This window comes from Brevibacterium aurantiacum (genome assembly GCF_007558825.1).
Classification (GTDB): domain Bacteria; phylum Actinomycetota; class Actinomycetes; order Actinomycetales; family Brevibacteriaceae; genus Brevibacterium; species Brevibacterium aurantiacum_A.
Map to the genome: position 1 here is coordinate 162546 of NZ_VLTK01000007.1, position 19545 is coordinate 182090.

Consider the following 19545-nt stretch of genomic DNA (forward strand, 5'->3'; position numbering starts at 1 on the left):
CAATGCTGAGCCGACTCCCGGCAATGGTCCAAAGAGTCGCGAACCATCAGGATGCTGCTGTCGCGATTCGCTCTCGCGCCAGCAGTCGTCTGCCGGCGGGATAGGCATCCAATGACTGGGGCAGGCGCACGAGTCGACCGGAGGCATAGGTGGCGATGACCTCGCCGGTGTCGGGCTGATTCGGGCTGACGCCGTGGGCCTCGACTCCGATCCTGCGCAGGGTCTGCTTCGCCACCGGAATGGGGGAGTCGAAGAGTGTGATCGCGCCGGCCCGGGCGGCCATGATCCGGTCGGCGACCAGGCCGTAATGGGTGCATCCGAGCACGATGGTCTCCATGCCGGGATCCATCTGGTTCAGGGCTGCGTCGATCGCGGAATCGATCGTGGCGATGTCAGCCTCATTGATCGCCTCGGCGAGGCCCGGGCATGCCACCTTGGACACGGTCACCTCGGCGGCGAAGGTGTCGATGAGGTTCTGCTGATAGGCGCTGCCGGTCGTAGCCGGGGTCGCCCAGATGGCGAAGTCCTGCCCGGTCCCGGCCGCCATCTTCACAGCCGGCACGGTGCCGATGACGGGAATGTCGGGTTCGTAGCGGGCGCGTACGGCCTCGAGGGCTTGGACGGAGGCGGTGTTGCAGGCGATGACGATCGCATCGGGCTCCCACTCGGCAAGCACTGCTGCCGAGTTCAGGGCTCTGGCTTCAAGGGCTTCGGGGCTGAGGCTGCCGTAGGGGGTGAAGTCCGGGTCCATGGCCAGGATCAGGTCCGCGTGCGGAGCAAGGTGGAACAGCGCATCGGCGGTGCCGAGCAGCCCGAGTCCGGAATCGAGCAGACCGATACGCGTCATGAATCCTCTTTCGGGTAGGCGAATTCTCTGATTTCCCTCAAGTGCGCCTTTGTCAGGCCCTGCGCGAATTCAGGAGCAATGAGTTTGAGCCGGTTCGCCGGATAGTGCTCGACGAAGTAGTCGTGCGTGGCCGGTGCTGCGAGATCGTCGTCGATCCAGACGGCCCGACCGTGTTCGTGCTCCGCGAGCCAGTCCTCCATGGCACGGGCCTTCCACCACAGGTGCGGATCGTTGGCGTAGCGGTTGTGAGACTCATCGGGCATCTCAATGACCTCGAAGGAGTTGCGCAGACCGAACTTCGGCTCCAGTTCCGTTTTGCACCGCTGAGACCAGGTGGAGAGCCACACGACGTCGACATCGTGGGTTTCGACGAGACGGTCGAAGAACGTGATCACCGCAGGCTTATAGTGCAGTTCGTAGTGCCAGGCCTGCAGCTTCTTGCGCCCTTCGGTCATGATGCGCAGTTTGGGCACCGGGTACGAGTTGAGCACTCCGTCGACGTCGAGGAAGACAGTGACATGCCGTGCCTGCCGACGTGCTGATGTCGGCGAGGGGGATGCAGCTGCCATTGTTCCTTCCTGGGGGAGTCTCGTACCGGCTAGTCTGAGAACAGACGGCGTCGGCCTGGGACGGGCCGATGAATTCCAAGAATACCGCTCGAAACTGAAGAAGGACGAGCACCCTATGTACACGGAGATGCGCATCCCCAGGCTCCGTGCTTCTCTGTGGACGTCGACCCCCGACGCCTGCCCGACATCGGCCCTCGCCGAGGTGGCTGTGAGCGTCCCGTCCGAGCCTTCCCTCATCGTGCCCGACGGCTGTATGGATCTCATCGTCATCGATTCCCGCGTCGTCGTCGCCGGAGCAGACTCCACCGCACGAACCTTCCGAACTACGCCGACGAGTGGTGCAGCGGAGCCGGTCGTGGGGCTGCGCTTCGACCCCGGAGTGCTCCCGCAGCTGCTGACCACCTCGGCGGCCGAGCTCGCCGACGCAGTGACCCCTCTCGAAGCTGTGATGACTGCAGGCAGTCGCGTAATCGTCCCCGAACTCGGACCTGGTGTCGGGCAGAGGCAGCTGTTGGACATCGCAGAGACGCTGACGGCGCGGGCCGACATCGATTCGACGCCGCTTGAGCTGGCGGGTCTGCTCAGCGTGCGTGAGGAATCACCGGCGCCGGACATCGCCGAGGTGGCCGCACAGTTCGCCTACTCACCCAGACAGCTGCGGAGGCTGTCTTCCGCATGGTTCGGCTACGGACCCAAACACCTGTCGAAGGTCCTGCGCTGGCAGGCCGCACGGGCCCTCATCGACGCAGGTTCCACTCGCACAGCGGCCGCAACGGCAACGGGATACGCCGATGCGGCCCATCTGTGGAGAGACGAGAAGTCACTGCTGGGCCGGTGAGTCCAGTGCTGCGAAGAGGTCGACATAGTTGTCGTCGGGATCGGAGACCACGGCGTACCGCTGACCCCAGAAAGCATCCCACGGTTCGTGGACGACTCCAGCCACGGGATCGGAACCGGCACCACCGGCAGTGAGCTGGGTAAATGTCGTATCAACCGCCTCGGCGGTGGAGCAGTCGAAGGCCAGGGACATCTTGTGGCCACCGGTCGGCCAGGTCCATTCGGGATCGATGCTGAGCATGACCGCCTCAGTATCGAGGAGCAGGCGGAGGTTGCCCGAGGAGAACTCCGTGTGCGGAGCATCCGCGCCGCCGTCGACGAGGTCGAGGCCGAGCGAGGAGTAGAACTGCACTGCTGCGGACATGTCTGCGGTGATGATTGAGATCGCGTCGAGTTTCATGTTCTCAGGCTATGGGCACGAGGCCCGGTCGAGCATGAACAGAACGGCCATCTTCCCGCAGAATCACCATTCCTCCGATAGCGTGACTCCTGCGACCAAACACAATCACGCATCACGGGAGGAGCGAGTTGTGGGGCACGATGCCGTACTCACCAGTTCGCAGATCTTCGACGCTGACGTCGAGGACTGGCGGCAGTTGGCAGGGCCGATCAGGGCCAGATTCAGAACCGACGAATTCGGCCAAGGTCTGGCCTTCGTCAACGCGATCGGGGAGGCAGCAGAACTGTCGAACCATGCCCCCGACATCACTCTGACGAAGACCGGTGTCACCGTGACTGTGAGCAGTCATGACGTCGGCGGTGTGACCGACCGGGATATCACTCTCGCTCGAAAGATCAGCACGATCGCCGCTGAAGCGGGCCTGACTGCTGACACCGCAAGCCTGATGCAGGCCGAATTCGCTCTCGACACGAATTCAAGTGATCGAGTGTCTGACTTCTACGCGGCACTCCTCGGCGGTCAACCTGCGGGAGTGCATGCGGGTGGTGACCTCGTCGACCCAACTGGTCAGATGAATACGCTGCTGTGGTGGCAGAGGCCACGAGACGACAGCCAGTTCCCTCTGCCGGAGTCAGCCGTCCCGCAGAGTTGGCATCTCGATGTCTGGGTGAGCCATGACGAGGCCGAAGGACGGATTGCTGCAGCTCTCGCTGCGGGCGGCCACCTCGTCAGCGACACAGCTGCTCCGTCCTATTGGGTTCTAGAGGATCCTGACGGCAACCGAGCCTGCATCTGCGCGCCGATGGTCCACTGAGTAATCAACTGGCGAGGTATTCCCCAAGGATGCTGCGGATGCCCTCGGGGATCGGCGAGGGCTTGCCGGTCTCCCGGTCGATGTGGACGAGGACGACGTCGGAGTTGAACACCTTCTGGCCGCTCTGGTCACCGCGGGTGTGGACGGTGAATGAGGAGTTGCCGATCCGCTTGACGGTCACCGTCATTGTGAGTTCGGGGCCGTACATAACGGGGAGCAGGTAGTCGATCGACTGATTGGCGACGAGCATGCCACCGCCGGTCAAGCTCCCGGCCTTGGCCTCGTGGAGCCACCTGATGCGGCCTTCCTCGATGAGGGTGATCATGCGCGCGTTGTTCACGTGGCCGAGCATGTCCTGATCGGACCAGCGCACCTCTGGGGAATACTCGAATGTCTTCACGGACAACCTTTCGACTTATCTGCTTCGGAGACTCTCCGTCTCCGACTATGGGACGTTACCAGGGTGACCGGACGGTCCTGATCACCGGGACCTCTGATCGTCGGGTACGACCCTGCTGCCTCTTCGGACCTGATCGATCGTTCTATAGTGGAACAGGAATGATCGACGAAAGGAAATCATGGCAGTGCTCAAAGGCGTGCGCGTTCTCGACCTCGGCGGAATCGGCCCCGGCCCCTTCGCCGCAATGATGTTGGCAGATATGGGCGCCGAGGTGATTCGCCTTGATCCGCCGAAGACAGCCGGCCAGCCCATGAACCCTGTTCTCGACCGTGGCAAGAGGTCGATGACCGCAGACTTCAAGTCCGAAGCCGGCATCGCACTCGCCCGGTCCCTGGCTGCGAAGTCCGACATCGTCATCGAAGGCTTCCGCCCAGGCGCTGCGGAACGCTTGGGCCTCGGCCCCGACGATCTCCACGCGCTCAATCCTGCCCTTGTCTACGGGCGCATCACCGGCTACGGCCAGGACGGGCCGAAGTCGCAGAAGGCCGGGCACGACCTCGGGTACATCGCCTCGTCCGGACTGCTCAATCAGCTCGGCCGCGCGGGCGGTCCACCGCAGTTCCCCGCCAACCTCATCGGCGACTTCGGCGGTGGCGGAATGCTGCTTGTGGTCGGCGTTCTCGGTGCACTCACCAGCGCCCGCACCACCGGCATCGGCACCGTCGTCGACACCGCCATGATCGACGGCGCGAATCTCCTGTATTCGATGATGCACGGCTTCTCCGAGATGGGCATGTGGCGTCACGACGCACGCGGTCACAACCTCCTGGATTCCGGAGCACCGTTCTACGATGTCTATCCCACCGCCGATGACAGGTACGTGTCCGTTGCCTGCATCGAACCGGCCTTCTTCGCCGAATTCGTGCGCACTCTCGACATCGAGGACCGCCTACCCGAACCGCTGGGGCAGATCGACCATTGGCAGCCGAAGCACTGGCCCATCATGCGACCAGTCTTCGCCGAGGCGCTCGCCTCACACACCTTGGCCGAACTCGAAGAGCTCTTCTCCGGTCACGACGCCTGCGTCGAACCGGTCCGCACCATGGCCGAGGCGAAGACCGATCCTCATAACCAGCACCGCGGACTCTTCTACACCGATGAGACCGGAATCGACCAACCCGCACCGGCACCGAGGTTCGGGCAGGCAACCGCCCCCACCTCAACTGGCGCGGCCACCTCAACTGGTACGGCCAGTGCAGGCCAACCTCGGCGGGCACCGGTCATCGGTGCCGACACCGACGCCGTGATCGCCGAATTGGGACTGTGAGGGAGCTCAGGGGCGAAGGTCAGCCGCGGCGGCTCCGGATCTCCTCATTGACGGCCCCGACGACCTCGTGGAGGTCGCCGATGATTGCGTAGTCGGCACGCTGGACCATCGTCGACTCCTCATCGGTGTTGATTGCGATGAGCGTCTTCGCACCCTCGATGCCGGCCATATGCTGGATCGCGCCGGAGATTCCACACGCAATGTAGACATCGGGTGTGATCCGACTGCCGGTCTGACCGACCTGCTCGGAATGCGGTCGCCAGCCCAGTCCCGTGACCACACGAGAGACACCCAGTGCCCCGCCGAGGTGGTCGACGAGTTCGAGGACCTCGCCGAATCCGTTCTCCGAACCGACCCCGCGACCAGCACCGACGACGGCGCGGGCCTGGGTCAGGCCCGCGGTGTCATTGTCAGCGGCGGTCTCGACCTCGGTGCGGACAACGCGGGTGCGCAGATCCTCGGCCGCCGATTCCGGGGAGTGGCTGAGGATCTCCGGTGTCGTCGGTGTAGTCTCCTCGGGATTGCAGGCGTGACCGGCGAGGGTGAGAACCTGCAGGTCACCGCCGAGCTGAAGACGTTCGAACGCGGCCCCGCCGAGCACCTGCCGCAGCAGTCCCTCCTCATCGGCGGCCACGACATTGGCCGCCATCCGCTCCCCGGTTCTCACAGCCACATGCGTCATGAGCTCCATTCCGCGCGGAGTGCCCGAGGCCAGAACCGCCCCGGTCTCCGGCGCGATGTCGACCAGGGCCTGCGCCCAAGCTGTGGCCGAATACGCCTCGAGATCAGCAGACTCGAGGTGGTGGATTCGGTCCACACCGAGGGCTGCGAGTTGGCTGTGGGCGGACTCGCTGAGCGTGCCGATGACGGCAGCTTCGAGGACCGAACCGGCGAAGACGTCCGCGTTCGTGCGGGCGAAGGTGAGCGCCTCGGCCGACGTCAGCGCCACCTGACCGCTCTCATCGGTTTCGACGAATACGAGAGTCATGATCTGATCACTCCGATCTCTTCCAGGACGTCGACCAGGGCTCCAGCTGCATCGGGGCCCTCGCCGAGGATGGTGACCTCATTCGCAGTCTCCGGTGGCAGTTCGAGGCCGATGCGCGGATTTCCGGCACCCGGTTCAGGTGCCACATATTCGGCGATGCGAGCCTTCTTCGCCTTCATCCGTCCGGTGATCGAGGGATAGCGCGGGTCGACGCCGCCCTCCTGGACCGCGATGACGGCAGGCAGTTCGAGCGAGAAGATCTCCGTGCCCGAGGGACCGATCCCGCGGGCCTCGATCACGGGTCCGTCGCCGGGAGAGAAAGTCGAGATGCTCGTCAGCACGGGGTACTCGAGGTCATAGGCCAGTCGGATGGGAACCTGAAAGTCGCCGGTGTCGGCGGCATCATTGCCCAGCAGCACAAGATCGAAGCTCTGGCCCCCTTCGGCGCGGTCGCGGATGACGTCGCCGATGACCTGGGCGATGTCCTCGGGTCCGAAAGCACCCGGATCCTCGGCCTCGATGAGTATTCCGTCATTGGCGCCCACGCCCACGGCCGCGCGCAGCTGTTCGACCGCCTCGGCGGGGCCCAATGTCAGTACCGTGACCTTGCCGCCGGTGGCTGCCGCGGTCTGGATGGCCAGCTCCACCGCGCATTCCTCATGCGCCGAGGTGGTGTGGCCCAGGTTCGAGTCATCGATGTCCGTGCCGGAGCCGTCGAGCGTGATCTGGCCCGAGATGTCGGGGATGCGTTTGATGCACACGAGGATGTCCATCGTCTACCTTCTGATGCTCTTGTTGTCGGGATCGAACAGTGGAGTGGCGTCGATCGAGGCCACCGTCACCGGGTAGGCCTCTTCCATGTAGACGACGGTGAGCTGGTTGCCCAGGACCGCCTCGGCGGGAGGAAGGAATGCCATGAGGACGTGCTTGCCCAAGCTCGGGGCTGACCCCGCCGAGGTGACGAAGGCGTGGTGCCCGTGCCCGTCGATGAGCGGCTGCCCGTCTTGTGATCGGATGGGTTCCCCGCCGAGCATGTAGCGCTTCTCGCCGCTGGCGCTCGTGTGATCATCGACCGTGAGCGAGCACAGGATCGCCTTCGGATCCTCTTCACGGTGGCGCAGGTGGGCGTCGCGGCCGACGAAGCCCTGCGACTTCACCTTCGGCCGAGCCATGCCGACTTCGATGACACTGCGGTCGGAGTCGAGTTCGGCACCGAAGGCGCGATAGCCCTTCTCGATGCGGCCCGTCGTGCCGTAGACGCCGAGTCCCACGGGCACGAGGCCGTGTTCTGTCCCCGCCTCGGTGAGGACGTCCCAGAGTCTGAGTCCGGATTCCATGGGGATGTAGAGCTCCCAACCCAGATCGCCGACGTAGGAGATGCGGGAGGCCAGGACCTGCAGTGAGCCGACTTCGATGGTCCGGGCTGTGCCGAACTTGAAGCCTTCGTGGGAGACGTCTGCGTTCGTGACCTCGGACAGGATGTCGCGTGCTCGTGGCCCCCAGAGGCCGATCGTCGTCCACGAGGAGGTGAGGTCGGCGATCTGGGCACCTGTCTCCGGGAGCCGATCGGCGAACCATTTGAGGTCGACCATGCCGTGGGCGGCGCCCGTGACGACGCGGAATCGGTCGTGGGCCAGTCGCATGATGGTCAGGTCCGAGCGGAACCCGCCGGCCTCGTCGAGGACCGGGGTGTAGACGACGCGACCGACGCTCACGTCCATCTGGGCCAGCACGATGGACTGGACGGCATCGAGGGCCGCAGGTCCGAATACATCGAAGATGACGAAGCTCGAGAGGTCGACGAGTCCGGCGCGCTCGCGCAGTGCCAGATGTTCGGCATTGATGATCGGTGACCACCAGCGCGAGTCCCATTCGGCGGTGCGGTCCATGACGCGCTCGCCGAATTCCTCGAGCAGCGGCGAATTCGATGCGTACCACTGGGGGCGCTCCCAGCCGGCGACTTCGAAGAATACGGCGCCGAGTTCCTTCTCGCGCTCGTGCATGGGGGAGAGGCGGACATTGCGGTCGGAGTTCCACTGCTCGCCCGGGTGGACGATGCCGTAGGTTTTGATGAAGGCTTCCGAGGTGCGGGCCCGCACATGTTCGCGAGTGCGTTGGTGCGGGTGGAAACGGGCGATGTCGGCGCCCTGCACGTCGACCTCCGGACATCCGTTCGTCATCCACTCGGCCACGGCTCGTCCCACGCCCGGGCCTTCCTTGACCCACACCGCTGCCGCCGACCACAAGCCCTTGACCTCAGGTGATTCGCCGAGGATGGGAGCACCGTCGGGAGTCAGGGACAGGAGGCCGTTGATCGCGTAGCGGATCTCGACCTCAGGGTTGGACAGGACATCGGGCATGAGTTCGAGGGCCTGTTCGAGCTGCGGGTCGAAATCGTCGTCGGTGAAGGGCATCTCCGTGGGGGAGAGCTTCGCGGCCTCGATCGATGGGATCTCGTCGGGTTCGTGAAGAATCGCCCGGTGAGCATAGGAGCCGATCTCCATGTCCGAGCCGTGTTGACGTTCGTAGCAGAAGGTGTCCATGTCGCGCACGATCGGGAACGAGATCTCACCCGTCTGCTCGGCCAATTGCGGAACCGGGCCGACGCTGATCATCTGGTGCACCGCCGGAGTCAGCGGGATCGCGGCACCGGCCATGGCCGCGATGCGCGGACTCCAGACTCCGCAGGCGATGAGAATCTTATCTGTCTCGATCGGCCCCTTGGTCGTGTGGACGCGTGCGATCGCCCCGTTCTCGACGTCGATGCCGGTCACCTCGGTGTTCGGTGACACCGTGAGCGCGCCCTTGTTCTGCGCGGATTCGCGCATCATCGTCCCCGCCCCCACGGAGTCGACGACGCCGACCGTCGGTGTCCAGAAGGCACCGACGATGACACTGGGGTCGAGGAAGGGGACCTTCTCGACGACTTCTTCGGGGGTGACCAGGTGGGATTCGATGCCCCAGGCCTTCGCCGAGGCCATCCGTCGTCTCAGCTCCTGCATGCGCTCCTGGGAGCGGGCGACTTCGAACCCGCCGGACTGCGTGAAGACGCCGAGTTCCTTGTACTGGCGCACGCTGTCGAGGGTGAGATCCGTGATCTCGCGGGAGTGGTCGACCGGGAAGATGAAGTTCGAGGCGTGGCCGGTCGAGCCGCCAGGATTGGGCAGCGGGCCCTTGTCGACCTGGACGATGTCTCTCCAGCCGAGCTCGGCCAGATGGTGAACGAGGCTGTTGCCGACGATGCCTGCACCGACGACAACGACACTGGCCTGGGTGGGAATGGAAGCCATAGGAGGCTCCTCTCCGAAGGCATCTTCGCCTTCAACGGCACATGTTGCGTAATATGCAACGTGACGCACTATGTGAAACTGGGTGCTTCGATCGTCCTCCGCCCGCCGAGGTGTGTCAAGGGTTTGTTCAGCGAGCGCTCGTCAGCGCTCGCGCCAGCCGAACCGTGACGAGATGTCGGCCGCCGCAGCCACCAGCAGGTCCTTGGCGGCATCGACCTTTGCGTCGGTGAAGCGGAAGCCGGGGCCCGAGGCCGAGATCGAGGCGATGACATCGCCGTGGGCGTTGCGGATGGGTGCAGACACGGCGGTGAGGCCGACCTCGAGCTCGTCGACGACGATCGAGTGCCCGGCGGCGACAACCTCGGCGACTTCGGTGAGCAGGTGGGGGATCGAGGTCACCGTGTGCGGGGTGTAGGTCGGCAGCTTCGCCTCGAGCGCGGTGCGGATGCCGGTCTCGCTCAGGCCCGACAGGAGGACCTTGCCGTTCGAGGTTGCGTGCAGAGGGATGCGTTGGCCGACCCAGTTGTGGCTCTGGACAGAGGCGTTGCCCGATACCTGGTCGAGGTAGAGGGCCGCACCGTCGGAGAGGACGGCGACGTTGATCGTCTCACCGGTCTGCTCGGCTAAGCGCTTCGCGACGGGGCGGGCTTCCTGGACGATGTCGAGGCGTGCGGTGGTGGCCCCGGCGAGACGGAGGATGCCAAGACCCAGGCGGTACTTACCGCGATGCTGGTCCTGTTCGACGAGGCCGCGGGCCTCGAGCGTGGAGACGATGCGCGACGCCGTCGATTTGTGCACGCCGAGTTCGGCGGCGATATCGGTGACGCCGGCGAGCCCGGTGCGGGCGATGACCTCGAGGATCGTGACCGCGCGGTCAACCGACTGCACGGAGCCGGAGTGCGTCTCGCTGTTGCTCATCCCGAAACTGTAGCTCACATGACACAACACGGACAGAGGCGAACCACGTGTGATGTAGGGTGAATGCCGCCGGAGTGCCAATGGTGCCGCGGCATATCTTTCCCCGACGGAGTTGAGCGCTATGAGCAATGGGACCCAGTCGATCGATCGCGCGGCAGAGATATTGTCGCTGGTGGTGAAGTCGGATGACCCGATCTCCTACACCGAGGTGGTGGAGTCGACGGAGCTGGCTCGCTCGACGGTCTCACGCCTGCTCTCCGCCCTCGAGCGCAACGGGCTGGTCGAACGTGACGGCGAGGGGCTCTATCGCGGAGGTTCTCTGTTCGCGACCTACGCTTCGCGCTTCGATCGCGTCGAAACGCTGGTCACGGCGGCCGATCCCACGCTGCAGCGGCTGAGTGAGGAGACCGGGGAGACGGTCAACCTCGCCGTTCCGAGCTCCACGGGCGTCGTGCAGGTCGCGCAGGTCGATTCGACCTTCGTCCTCGGCGCCACCAACTGGGTCGACGTGGAGGTGCCGGCGCACTGTTCGGCGCTGGGCAAGATCATGTACGCCTTCGAAATCATTCCGGTCCCCTCCGGCCGGCTGGAGCGGCGCACCCCGTACACCCTGGGGTCCCGGAAGGAACTCATGGACAACCTCGCCGAGGTGCGCGAACGCGGATATGCGCTCGTGCACGAGGAATTCGAAGAGGGACTCGATGCCCTTGCTGCACCCGTGTACGGCGTTGACGGCAGCGTCGTCGCAGCCGTTGGCATCTCGGGCCCGACCATGCGCATCGCTGACCACCACGAGACCGTCGGCAAACTCCTCGTCGACGAGGCAGGCCTGCTCTCCCGCAGCCTCAAGCGCAAGGTCACCCACCGGTAGGCACGCTCCCGACTCATGTCATCGACATTCTCGCGGTGGTGGCAGCATCTCTCTCACGTCTGATCGACCTCAACCCGGTGAGGAATGAGAAGTTCTCCTGCGAGTTCAGATCCGACCCAGCTTGTCCGGATTACTCACCAGCCGCAGGCTGCAGATGCGGCCGGCGGCATCGACTTGCGCCTCAAGGACATGGTCGTGATCGCCACGAACCACAGCGACGACCACTCCGCCGTTGACTTCGACGATCCCCTTGAAGTCCAGGCCGCTGGAGTCGCCGGGTGTGATGACGGAGCTGAAGAACCGTGTAATCCGTTCGGCACCGAAGATCGGATTGAGCGCGGAGGAGATCTTTCCTCCGCCATCTGCCCAGAACACGGCGTCCTCGGCCAGCAGCAGCGAAAGTGCAGTGGACAGATCCCCACTGTGGATGGCGTCGATGAGGCGAGTCAGCACCGTCCTGTCCGCTGCGCGAGTCACCGGCTGGTCAACGTCGAGACGGCGCGCCGCCCGTGAGACCATCTGCCGCACAGCGGCCGGCTTCTTCGCGAGAATCCGGGCGACCTCCTCGGCGCTCATATCGAATGCCCGAGTCAGGACGAAGGCCGCTCGAGCCTCTGGGCTCAGCTGCTCGGCAAGGTGGAGAAGAGTCAGCGACAACAGCTCCCGGTTCGCGACCGCGTCCTCAGGCAGCTGATCGGTCGCGACCGGCTCCGGCAGCCACGGGCCAGGATAGTCCTCCTTGATGTGTGAGAGCTGCCGGGAGCGGTCGATCGCACGTCGTACGCCCACCGTCGTCAGCCAGGCCGGCCAGGAAGCAATGGCCTCGCCGGTCTTGCGTTCGTGGACGACTGCGGCAATGCCGACTTCTGAGACCACATCTTCAGCATGGCCGGCATCGCCGAGGATGCGGTAGGCGATTCCGAACAGACGACCCTTCTCAACGTCCCAGGCTCGGGTCGCCTCGGTGCTGGTGTCTGTGTCTTCGGCGTTGCCGAGTTCGATCTCGTCCACCCATCCAATGTAGATCAGTCGGCCGATGATTCCGCGCCCGAGGCAGCGGTCACCTCGGCGGGCGCTGCAGACTCGTCGTCGACCGGTGGAGTGGTCTCGGTGGCGATCGCCAGGCGATTCCAGATGTTGATCGTGGAGATGGCCAGAAGCAGGTCGCCGAGCTGCTCGGCGTTGAAGTGCTTGGCCGCCTCGTCCCAGATCTCGTCCGTCACGGTCTCCGGGCCGAGCTTCGTCACCGCATCCGTGAGGGCGAATACGCTGCGCTCACTCTCATCGAACAGGGCACCTGCGTGCTGCCAGGCGGAGACAGCGAAGAGCTTTCGGGACGGGACGCCGAGCCGTTCCAAATCGGTGGAGTGCATGTCGACGCAGAAGCCGCAGCCGTTGACGATTGAGGCGCGGAGCTTGATGAGATCGTAGAGTTCGTCGCCGAGTGCAGTGCGGCAGTAGGTGTCGAGCCGAGCGACATGGGAGTACCCCTTCTTGCTGACTTTGTCGAGGCTGATGCGAGCCATGAGTGTCCTTTCCTGACAGGAACGGCACGTTCCGGTGTGAACGCTGCTACAGACGTATTTCGCCTGTCACCAAGTTTGTCGGATGGCAGGCTCGAAGTGTGACATGGTCACACGAATCTGTTGTCGCTCAGGCACGTCTGCTGCCTCAGGATGTGCTTGGGACCTCGTCGTTGTGGCCGAGAGCCGCAAGCTGCCTGCGCCGCCAGATCTCCGTGTCCTTGATCTGGTTGAAGGTATAGATGTGGAGGCCGGCCACGCCCATGGTCGGGTTGTCCAGCACAGGTGCGAGCTTGTCGAGGAACTTCCGGGGGTTGTAGCCGCCGGGTTTGGCCATCTTGGTGAACGTGACGGTGTTCTTGCGCAGGAACCGCGTCGATTCGCCGACCCCGATCTTCGATGCGACTCGGGCCAGCTTCGTCAATTCCACCTTGCCCGCGATGCCGAGGATGAGTGGCAGATCGATGCCGCGTGCTCGTACCCTGGCCAGCCAGGTGACTATGGTCCCAGGGTCGAAGCACAGGTTCGACACGAGGTGGGTGGCGTAGTCGCGTTTGTCCCACATCGCTTGGACGGTGACATCGTCGGGGATGAGCGGATGGGTCTCCGGATAGGCGCTGACGCCGAGGTGCTGGATCGGTGCCGCCATGCTTGCGAGGTCGGTGATGAGGTCGAGTGCTCCCGCATAGCCACCCGCAGGAGGGGTGGCGTCGCCGGCCGGGACGAAGATCCGATCGATGCCGGCCTGCGTCAGGCGGTCGACGATCTCCTCGAGTTCGGTTCTGCCTTGGACCATTCGTGCCGCGATGTGGGGCACCGCATGGAATCCGAGCGCCTGCAGCTGCTCTGCCGTGGACAGAGTCGCCTCAAGAGTCAGACCGGTCGAGGCGGTCACGGTGATCACGCGGCCGGGCACGACATATTCGTGGACACGGTCGACCACGCCCGCGGTGGGGAGGATTTCGTACCGCGCGGACTTCAGCAGTGAGGCCAGAACTTCCTGTGACATCCTCGACTCCCTTGAGAGACTCCTGGGAAGTGGTCGGCGGATGATGATTTACTTCGGAAACCCTTGCGTCCGCCGATGCTTCGATCCTACACTAAATATACCCATAATATGGGAATCCAGTTCCATATTATAGAACTGTTTGAGGCAGGGAACATCATGGACAACAACGTTCCATCAGTGGACCAAAGCGACAGACAAGTCCCAATCAACCTACGCCAATCAGGCCCCACGCCGGTCGAGATGCTCATCGACACCCGAGTGCGGAAGTCTCCGTACTGGGAGCTGTCCATGCAGGAAGGCTGCTGGCGGGCCTCGATCTATAACCGGATGTACCACCCGCGCGGCTATGTGCCCCGCGAAGACGGCGGGATGATGGTCGAGTACCAGTCCCTCGTCAACGACGTGACCTTGTGGAACGTCGCCGTTGAACGACAGATCCAGGTCAAGGGTCCCGACGCCGAGGCGTTCGTGAACTATGTCATCACCCGTGACGCGACCAAGATCCCAGTCATGCGCGCTCGCTATGTGATCCTGTGCAATGAGGCCGGCGGCATCCTCAACGACCCGATCCTGCTGCGGGTGGCGATCGACGAATTCTGGTTCAGCCTCTCCGATACCGATCTCATGCTCTGGCTGCAGGGCGTCAATGTCGGCAAGGGATTCGATGTCACCATTGCGGAGATCGATGTCTCGCCGGTGCAGGTCCAGGGACCCAAGTCCGTCGACGTCATCGCCGACCTCGTCGGTGAGGAGGGACGTACCCTGCCCAGCTACGGGCTCATGGAGGCTCAGGTCGGCGGGCACGATGTCATCATCTCCCAGACCGGGTTCACGGGGGAGAAGGGCTACGAGATCTACCTCAAGGACTCGACGAAGTATGCCGAGGACATGTGGAACGCGGTGCTCGCAGCCGGCGTTCCCTACAACCTCAAGGTCGTCGCCCCCAGCCATCACCGCCGGATCGCGGCAGGCATCCTCTCGTGGGGTCAGGACATGGACTTCGAGACCTACCCGTTCCAGGTCAACCTCGCCTATCAGGTGCCGCGGAAGAAGGAGGCCGACTATATCGGCAAGGCGAAGCTCGAAGCTGTTCGTGAGCAGATCGCAGCCGGAACCCCACCGTTTCGGACCCAGCTCGTGGGGCTGTTGGTCGGCGGCAATCCGATCACGGACTACGCCCCCGACTTCTGGCTGGTCAGCGCCACCGCTGGAGGCGAGGCTGTCGGCTACGTGACGTCACCGTGGTATTCGCCGGAGCTCGAAGCCAATATCGCAATGGCCCATGTGCCGGTCGACGCCAGTGAGCTGGGTACCGAATACTGGGTGCATCTGCCCGAGCCCTTCGCCGACACACCGGGAGAGCCCGTCCGCGCCGAGGTGGTGGAGATGCCGTTCCGACCAAGCGTCAACCCCAACCAGCGTGAACGCCTGAAGATGAACGGCCTCGACGCCGCCGTCTGATCGGCGGCGAGTGACCGGATAGTGGGAGGTCTCTGCCTCTGAGTCCCGCTCCCCTGATCCGAGCGCGGTCACCGTGCACTATGCCGGTGGCCGCGCTCGCTTGTGCCCCCAGCTGGGTATCTCGCTCACCACAGTTGGGCATCCTGCTCCCCGCAGAGCCAAAGACTCCCCGCGCGGCTGCTGCCTCCCCGCACGGCTGCTGCCTCCCCGCGGTGCCGATAGCAACCGCTGGTTTCACCTGAGGCACTGGTCGTGCCGATTCATACATCTGCGGCGGGGTGATTTGCGGCTTGCGGTGAGGTGGAGCCCACCAACACGCGTGCAACGAAGTGCGGCCATCGGAGATGTCTCCGATGGCCGCACTATGGTCTTGGCTGCGCTCTCACGAAGCGGTGAAGTGACTGCTGCTGAGATTCAGCTTCCGTGTCGCAGGCCGCTTCTCACTGCGGCTGATTCTCACCGAGTCACTTCTTGCGCAGCGACTTCACCTTGGCCAGGAGTTCGTCTTCGGCGTTGGGCCCTGCTTTGATCCCGGTGGGCAGGCGGAACATGAAGAAGATGCCGACGGCGAGCCAGAGTCCGAACATCGCCCACGACTGCCACGCCAGCTGCGCGGAGAACGGAGTGATGGGCAGGTAGAGGATGAAGAGCGCCAGGGTGAGCACGGCCGAGATGGTGCCGATGACCATGCCGCCGTTGCCCTTGCCGCCGATGCGCAGGGGGCGACCCATCGCAGGTTCGCGCTTGCGCAGAATGATGAACCCGACGCTGACGAGGAAGTAGGCGATGACGATTGCCGGTGAACCCGCGTCGACGATCCAGCCCAGGGCCGCTGAGCCGAGGAACGGAGCCAGGGCGGAGAGGATTCCGATGAAGATGATCGAGTTGATGGGGGTGCGGTACTTGGGGTGCAGCTTGCCGAACCAGGCGGGAAGCATGCCGGCCACGGCCATGGCCCACATCAGGCGGGACGACCCCATGAGGAATGCGTTCCACGAGGTGATGATGCCGGCGAGTCCACCGGCGATGACGAGCTTGCCCCAGAAGGCGGAATTGAACATCGTGGCCAGCGCATCCGCGGTGACGAGGTCATGGTTGGCGAGCTCGGATGCAGGCATTGCCAGCGATGTCATCGCGATGATGATGATGTAGAACGTAATCGCCATGAGGACCGAGATGACGACGAGCTTGCCGATCTTTGCTGGCGGGAGCTTGATCTCCTCTGCCGACTGCGGGATGACATCGAAACCGACGAAGAGGAAGGGTACGACGGCGACTACTGCAATGAAGCCTGCGGCACCACCGGTGAAGAGCGGTTCGGCATTGACGGCTTCACCGCCGACCAGACCGCCGGTCAGAAGCATCAGGGCGACGAGGATGAGGAACGAGACCACGAACGTCTGCACGAGCGAAGCAAGCTTGACTCCGCGGATATTGATCCAAGCGATGATGATCGCAGTCACGGTGCCGATAAGCGCCCAGGTCAGATGCACATCGAAATCGGCGATGGTCCACAGTTTGATGTGTTCGAGGTTCGGGAACAGGTACAAGGCGGTCTTCGGCACTGCGACTGCTTCGAACATGACAACGCTGATGTATCCGCCGGTGATCGCCCAGGACCCGAAGAGTGAGACCTTGGGACCCATCGCCCGGATGAGATAGTTGTGCTCACCTCCAGCGTGCGGCATGGCAGCGACCATCTCGGAGTACACCGTGCCGACGAAGCACATGATGATGCCGCCGACGACGAATGCGAGGATTGCGCCCATTGTGCCGGCACCGCTGAGCCATTCTCCGGTGAGGACGACCCAGCCGAAGCCGATCATCGCCCCGAATCCGATGAAAAGTGCATCGACCGTGCCGAGCGCCTTGACGAAACCGTGGCCCCGGTCTCCGACCTCTGTCTGCTGTTGCGACATCGCATCCCTCTTTTCACCCGACTGTGCTGTTGTGCACAGTAGCAGGATTCTGAGAGTTTCCGGCCGGTAATGTCAACGCCATCTCCGAAAGGGACACGGGTGCGATCACTCAGCAAATGAGTGCTGTCAGCCAGAGCCTATGGGTCGCGGAGCGGGCAACCCGGTGGCTGTTGTGCTGGCGGCTGCAAGGACCCGACCTGTGAGTTCGCCGTGTCTCGAGTTCGGCGGGTGACATGGTGCTAGATTTCTCGCTGTGCACAGCACTCATCGTGATGCCATCGCCCGTGTGGTGATCGGATACCTCACAGCTCTCGTCATCGGTACGGGACTGCTGATGATGCCTGCCGCTACGGTGGCACCGGGCGGTATCTCGCTGCTGTCCGGACTCTTCACCGCCACCTCGGCGCTGAGCGTGACCGGATTGGCGGTTCTCGACACCGGAGGAGATTTCACCTTCTTCGGGCAGGCGGTGATCCTCGCCCTCATCCAGATCGGAGGCTTCGGTGTCCTGCTCTTCACCGCTCTCTTGGCGATCGTGGTGGCGGGCAAGACGGGTCTGAGACTTCGCCAGTCCGTGGCCACGGAGACCAAGAGCTCTGCGATCGGAGGAATCGCACCCATGGTGCGGCGCATCGTCGTCCTTGCCGTGGGAGCAGAGTTCGTCGTCGCTGTGGCGCTCTTCCTGCGTCTGCGCCTCTTCTACGACGAGCCGCTGGGCGAAGCGGTATGGAGCGCGGTCTTCCACGCGGTCTCAGCCTTCAACAACGCAGGCTTCGGTCTGCACAGCACCAGCCTCATGGACTACGTGGCGGACCCATTCATCTGCGGCCCGATCAGCTGCGCCGTCATCCTCGGTGGTCTCGGGTATCCGGTGGTCATCGAACTGGCGAGACGCTACCGGTCACCGTTGAGATGGAGTCTGACCACCCGTGCCGTCGTCGTCATGACGCCGGTGCTGCTCGTGGCCGGAATGATCTACATTGCGGTGATCGAATGGAACAACCCGAACACTATGGGAACTCTCGACGTGTGGGGAAAGATCCAGGCGTCGGCGTTCCAGTCCACGATCACCCGTACAGCCGGGTTCAACTCGGTCGACATCTCGCAGATGCATCCTGCGACCTGGCTCGGAATGGACATTCTGATGTTCATCGGAGGAGGCCCCGCCGGTACCGCCGGCGGTGTGAAGATCACGACGTTCCTCGTGCTCGGGGCCATGACATGGACAGAGATCACCGGTGGACGGGCGGTGAATCTGCTCGGCCGGCGAGTGTCCCGGTCCGTGCACAGACAGGCGACGACGGTCATCGTGTTGTCCTCGGGACTCATCGTTGTGGCAACCACGGTCATCATGCTCGATGCTCCGTCGCTCGGTTTCGATCGGATCCTCTTCGAAGTCATCTCAGGCTTCGGCACCGTCGGTCTGTCGACGGGAATCACAGCAGATCTGCCGGGACTCAGCCAAGTGGTCATCATCATCACGATGGCCCTGGGGCGACTCGGTCCGGTGACGGTCGCCTCGGTGCTGGCCCTGCGGGTGCGCCCACAGCGATTCGAACTGCCGAAGGAAAGGCCGCTGATCGGCTGATGGATGACAGTACCGTTGAGAGTTCAGAGAGGACGTCGAAATGAATGAGAAATCCTGGTTGGCTAAGCCTGCGGTGTTCTTCGCCGGCAATCCGAAACCTGCTGCCCGGCATGGCGCGGTGGCCGTGATCGGTCTGGGCCGGTTCGGCGGCTCCTTGGCGAGGGAGCTCGTCAAGCACGGAGTCGAGGTCATCGGCATCGACATCTCCGAGGAGGTCGTGTCGGACCACGCCGAGGTGCTGACATACGTCTCCCGCGGTGATGCCACCGATGAGACGGTTCTGCGTCAGATCGGCATCGTGGAGGTCGACCGTGTCGTCATCGCAGTGGGCAGCGACCTCGAAGCGAGTATCCTCATCACCTCACGCATCCTCAAAATGGGCAATCGGCACATCTGGGCCAAGGCCATCACCGAACCCCACGCCGAGATCCTGCATCAGCTGGGGGTCAAGAACGTGGTCAGTCCGGAGAACGACATGGGTCGGCGCCTGGCACACCTCATCAAGGGACACATCTCGGACTTCCTGCCCATCGATGAGGATTTCGTCCTCGCCAGAACCACACCGCCGGTGCGAGTCGCCGACGTGCCGCTGGCGTCGCTGGGTCTGCGTACGGAATACGGAGTCACGATCGTCGCCTTCAAACGCGGTGGAGGCGGTTCCTGGGACATCGCCGACCGCGACGTCACGCTCTATGCCAACGATGAGATCCTCATCGCCGGCACACCGCGGCACGTGGAGACCTTCAGCGAACTCGACAAGGACAACGACAGCTAGAGCGCTTTC

At 63.7% G+C, this 19545-nt stretch carries 19 protein-coding genes; 7 read left to right on the forward strand and 12 right to left on the reverse strand.

The window, feature by feature from the left end; genetic code table 11:
- Positions 1-46: 46 nt before the first annotated feature.
- Together FO013_RS13355 and FO013_RS13360 are read right to left on the reverse strand one after the other, a co-directional pair.
- Complete coding sequence (locus FO013_RS13355; protein WP_143923061.1) at positions 47-847, reverse strand: glutamate racemase; 801 nt, start codon at positions 845-847, stop codon at positions 47-49.
- On the reverse strand, positions 844-1416 hold the full coding sequence (locus FO013_RS13360; RefSeq protein ID WP_143923062.1) for an HAD domain-containing protein: 573 nt from the start codon (positions 1414-1416) through the stop codon (positions 844-846). The genes FO013_RS13355 and FO013_RS13360 overlap by 4 nt, the downstream gene beginning before the upstream one ends.
- Positions 1417-1531: 115 nt before the next feature.
- Here FO013_RS13360 and FO013_RS13365 point away from each other — a divergent pair, with 115 nt between their 5' ends.
- Positions 1532-2254, forward strand: a complete 723-nt coding sequence (locus tag FO013_RS13365; RefSeq protein WP_186293106.1) for a helix-turn-helix domain-containing protein — start codon at positions 1532-1534, stop codon at positions 2252-2254.
- Here the strand turns inward: FO013_RS13365 and FO013_RS13370 are convergent.
- Positions 2237-2653, reverse strand: coding sequence for a VOC family protein (locus tag FO013_RS13370; RefSeq protein ID WP_143923064.1), 417 nt, complete (start codon positions 2651-2653; stop codon positions 2237-2239). The genes FO013_RS13365 and FO013_RS13370 overlap by 18 nt on opposite strands.
- 34 nt (positions 2654-2687) lie before the next feature.
- Between FO013_RS13370 and FO013_RS13375 the strand changes: the two genes are divergently transcribed.
- Complete coding sequence (locus tag FO013_RS13375) at positions 2688-3467, forward strand: 4a-hydroxytetrahydrobiopterin dehydratase (protein WP_143923065.1); 780 nt, start codon at positions 2688-2690, stop codon at positions 3465-3467.
- Between the two features lie 4 nt (positions 3468-3471).
- Here FO013_RS13375 and FO013_RS13380 read toward each other — a convergent pair whose 3' ends face one another.
- Positions 3472-3867, reverse strand: coding sequence for an acyl-CoA thioesterase (locus tag FO013_RS13380; protein WP_143923066.1), 396 nt, complete (start codon positions 3865-3867; stop codon positions 3472-3474).
- Positions 3868-4045: 178 nt separating this feature from the next.
- Between FO013_RS13380 and FO013_RS13385 the strand changes: the two genes are divergently transcribed.
- Entirely contained in the window at positions 4046-5194 is a 1149-nt protein-coding gene (locus tag FO013_RS13385; protein WP_143923067.1) for a CaiB/BaiF CoA transferase family protein, read from the forward strand.
- 19 nt (positions 5195-5213) lie between these two features.
- On the opposite strand, the gene FO013_RS13390 is transcribed toward FO013_RS13385, so the two are convergent.
- The 4 genes from FO013_RS13390 to FO013_RS13405 all read right to left on the reverse strand — a co-directional run bounded on the left by FO013_RS13390 (position 5214) and on the right by FO013_RS13405 (position 10390).
- Positions 5214-6182, reverse strand: a complete 969-nt coding sequence (locus FO013_RS13390; protein WP_143923068.1) for an electron transfer flavoprotein subunit alpha/FixB family protein — start codon at positions 6180-6182, stop codon at positions 5214-5216.
- On the reverse strand, positions 6179-6955 hold the full coding sequence (locus tag FO013_RS13395) for an electron transfer flavoprotein subunit beta/FixA family protein (protein WP_143923069.1): 777 nt from the start codon (positions 6953-6955) through the stop codon (positions 6179-6181). The genes FO013_RS13390 and FO013_RS13395 overlap by 4 nt, the downstream gene beginning before the upstream one ends.
- A 3-nt stretch (positions 6956-6958) precedes the next feature.
- Complete coding sequence (locus FO013_RS13400) at positions 6959-9472, reverse strand: GcvT family protein (RefSeq protein WP_143923070.1); 2514 nt, start codon at positions 9470-9472, stop codon at positions 6959-6961.
- A 141-nt stretch (positions 9473-9613) separates the two neighbouring features.
- Entirely contained in the window at positions 9614-10390 is a 777-nt protein-coding gene (locus tag FO013_RS13405; protein WP_143923071.1) for an IclR family transcriptional regulator, read from the reverse strand.
- A 121-nt stretch (positions 10391-10511) separates the two neighbouring features.
- On the opposite strand from FO013_RS13405, the gene FO013_RS13410 reads away from it, so the two are divergent.
- Positions 10512-11261, forward strand: a complete 750-nt coding sequence (locus tag FO013_RS13410) for an IclR family transcriptional regulator (protein ID WP_143923072.1) — start codon at positions 10512-10514, stop codon at positions 11259-11261.
- A gap of 105 nt (positions 11262-11366) precedes the next feature.
- On the opposite strand, the gene FO013_RS13415 is transcribed toward FO013_RS13410, so the two are convergent.
- From FO013_RS13415 to FO013_RS13425, 3 genes are all read right to left on the reverse strand, one after another.
- Complete coding sequence (locus FO013_RS13415; protein ID WP_260848142.1) at positions 11367-12272, reverse strand: sigma-70 family RNA polymerase sigma factor; 906 nt, start codon at positions 12270-12272, stop codon at positions 11367-11369.
- Between the two features lie 14 nt (positions 12273-12286).
- The gene (locus FO013_RS13420; protein WP_143923073.1) at positions 12287-12787 is read right to left on the reverse strand and encodes a carboxymuconolactone decarboxylase family protein; all 501 of its coding nucleotides are present in this window, start codon (positions 12785-12787) and stop codon (positions 12287-12289) included.
- Between the two features lie 145 nt (positions 12788-12932).
- Complete coding sequence (locus FO013_RS13425; protein WP_143923074.1) at positions 12933-13793, reverse strand: methylenetetrahydrofolate reductase; 861 nt, start codon at positions 13791-13793, stop codon at positions 12933-12935.
- Between the two features lie 156 nt (positions 13794-13949).
- Here FO013_RS13425 and FO013_RS13430 point away from each other — a divergent pair, with 156 nt between their 5' ends.
- Entirely contained in the window at positions 13950-15254 is a 1305-nt protein-coding gene (locus FO013_RS13430; RefSeq protein ID WP_186293107.1) for an aminomethyl transferase family protein, read from the forward strand.
- Between the two features lie 464 nt (positions 15255-15718).
- On the opposite strand, the gene FO013_RS13435 is transcribed toward FO013_RS13430, so the two are convergent.
- Entirely contained in the window at positions 15719-17173 is a 1455-nt protein-coding gene (locus FO013_RS13435) for an APC family permease (RefSeq protein ID WP_143923075.1), read from the reverse strand.
- A 253-nt stretch (positions 17174-17426) separates the two neighbouring features.
- Between FO013_RS13435 and FO013_RS13440 the strand changes: the two genes are divergently transcribed.
- Both FO013_RS13440 and FO013_RS13445 read left to right on the forward strand, forming a co-directional pair.
- Positions 17427-18761: a TrkH family potassium uptake protein gene (locus FO013_RS13440; RefSeq protein ID WP_143923076.1), complete on the forward strand. Its 1335-nt coding sequence runs from the start codon at positions 17427-17429 to the stop codon at positions 18759-18761.
- Positions 18762-18801: 40 nt separating this feature from the next.
- Positions 18802-19536: a potassium channel family protein gene (locus tag FO013_RS13445; protein WP_143923077.1), complete on the forward strand. Its 735-nt coding sequence runs from the start codon at positions 18802-18804 to the stop codon at positions 19534-19536.
- The last annotated feature ends 9 nt before the right edge of the window (positions 19537-19545 follow it).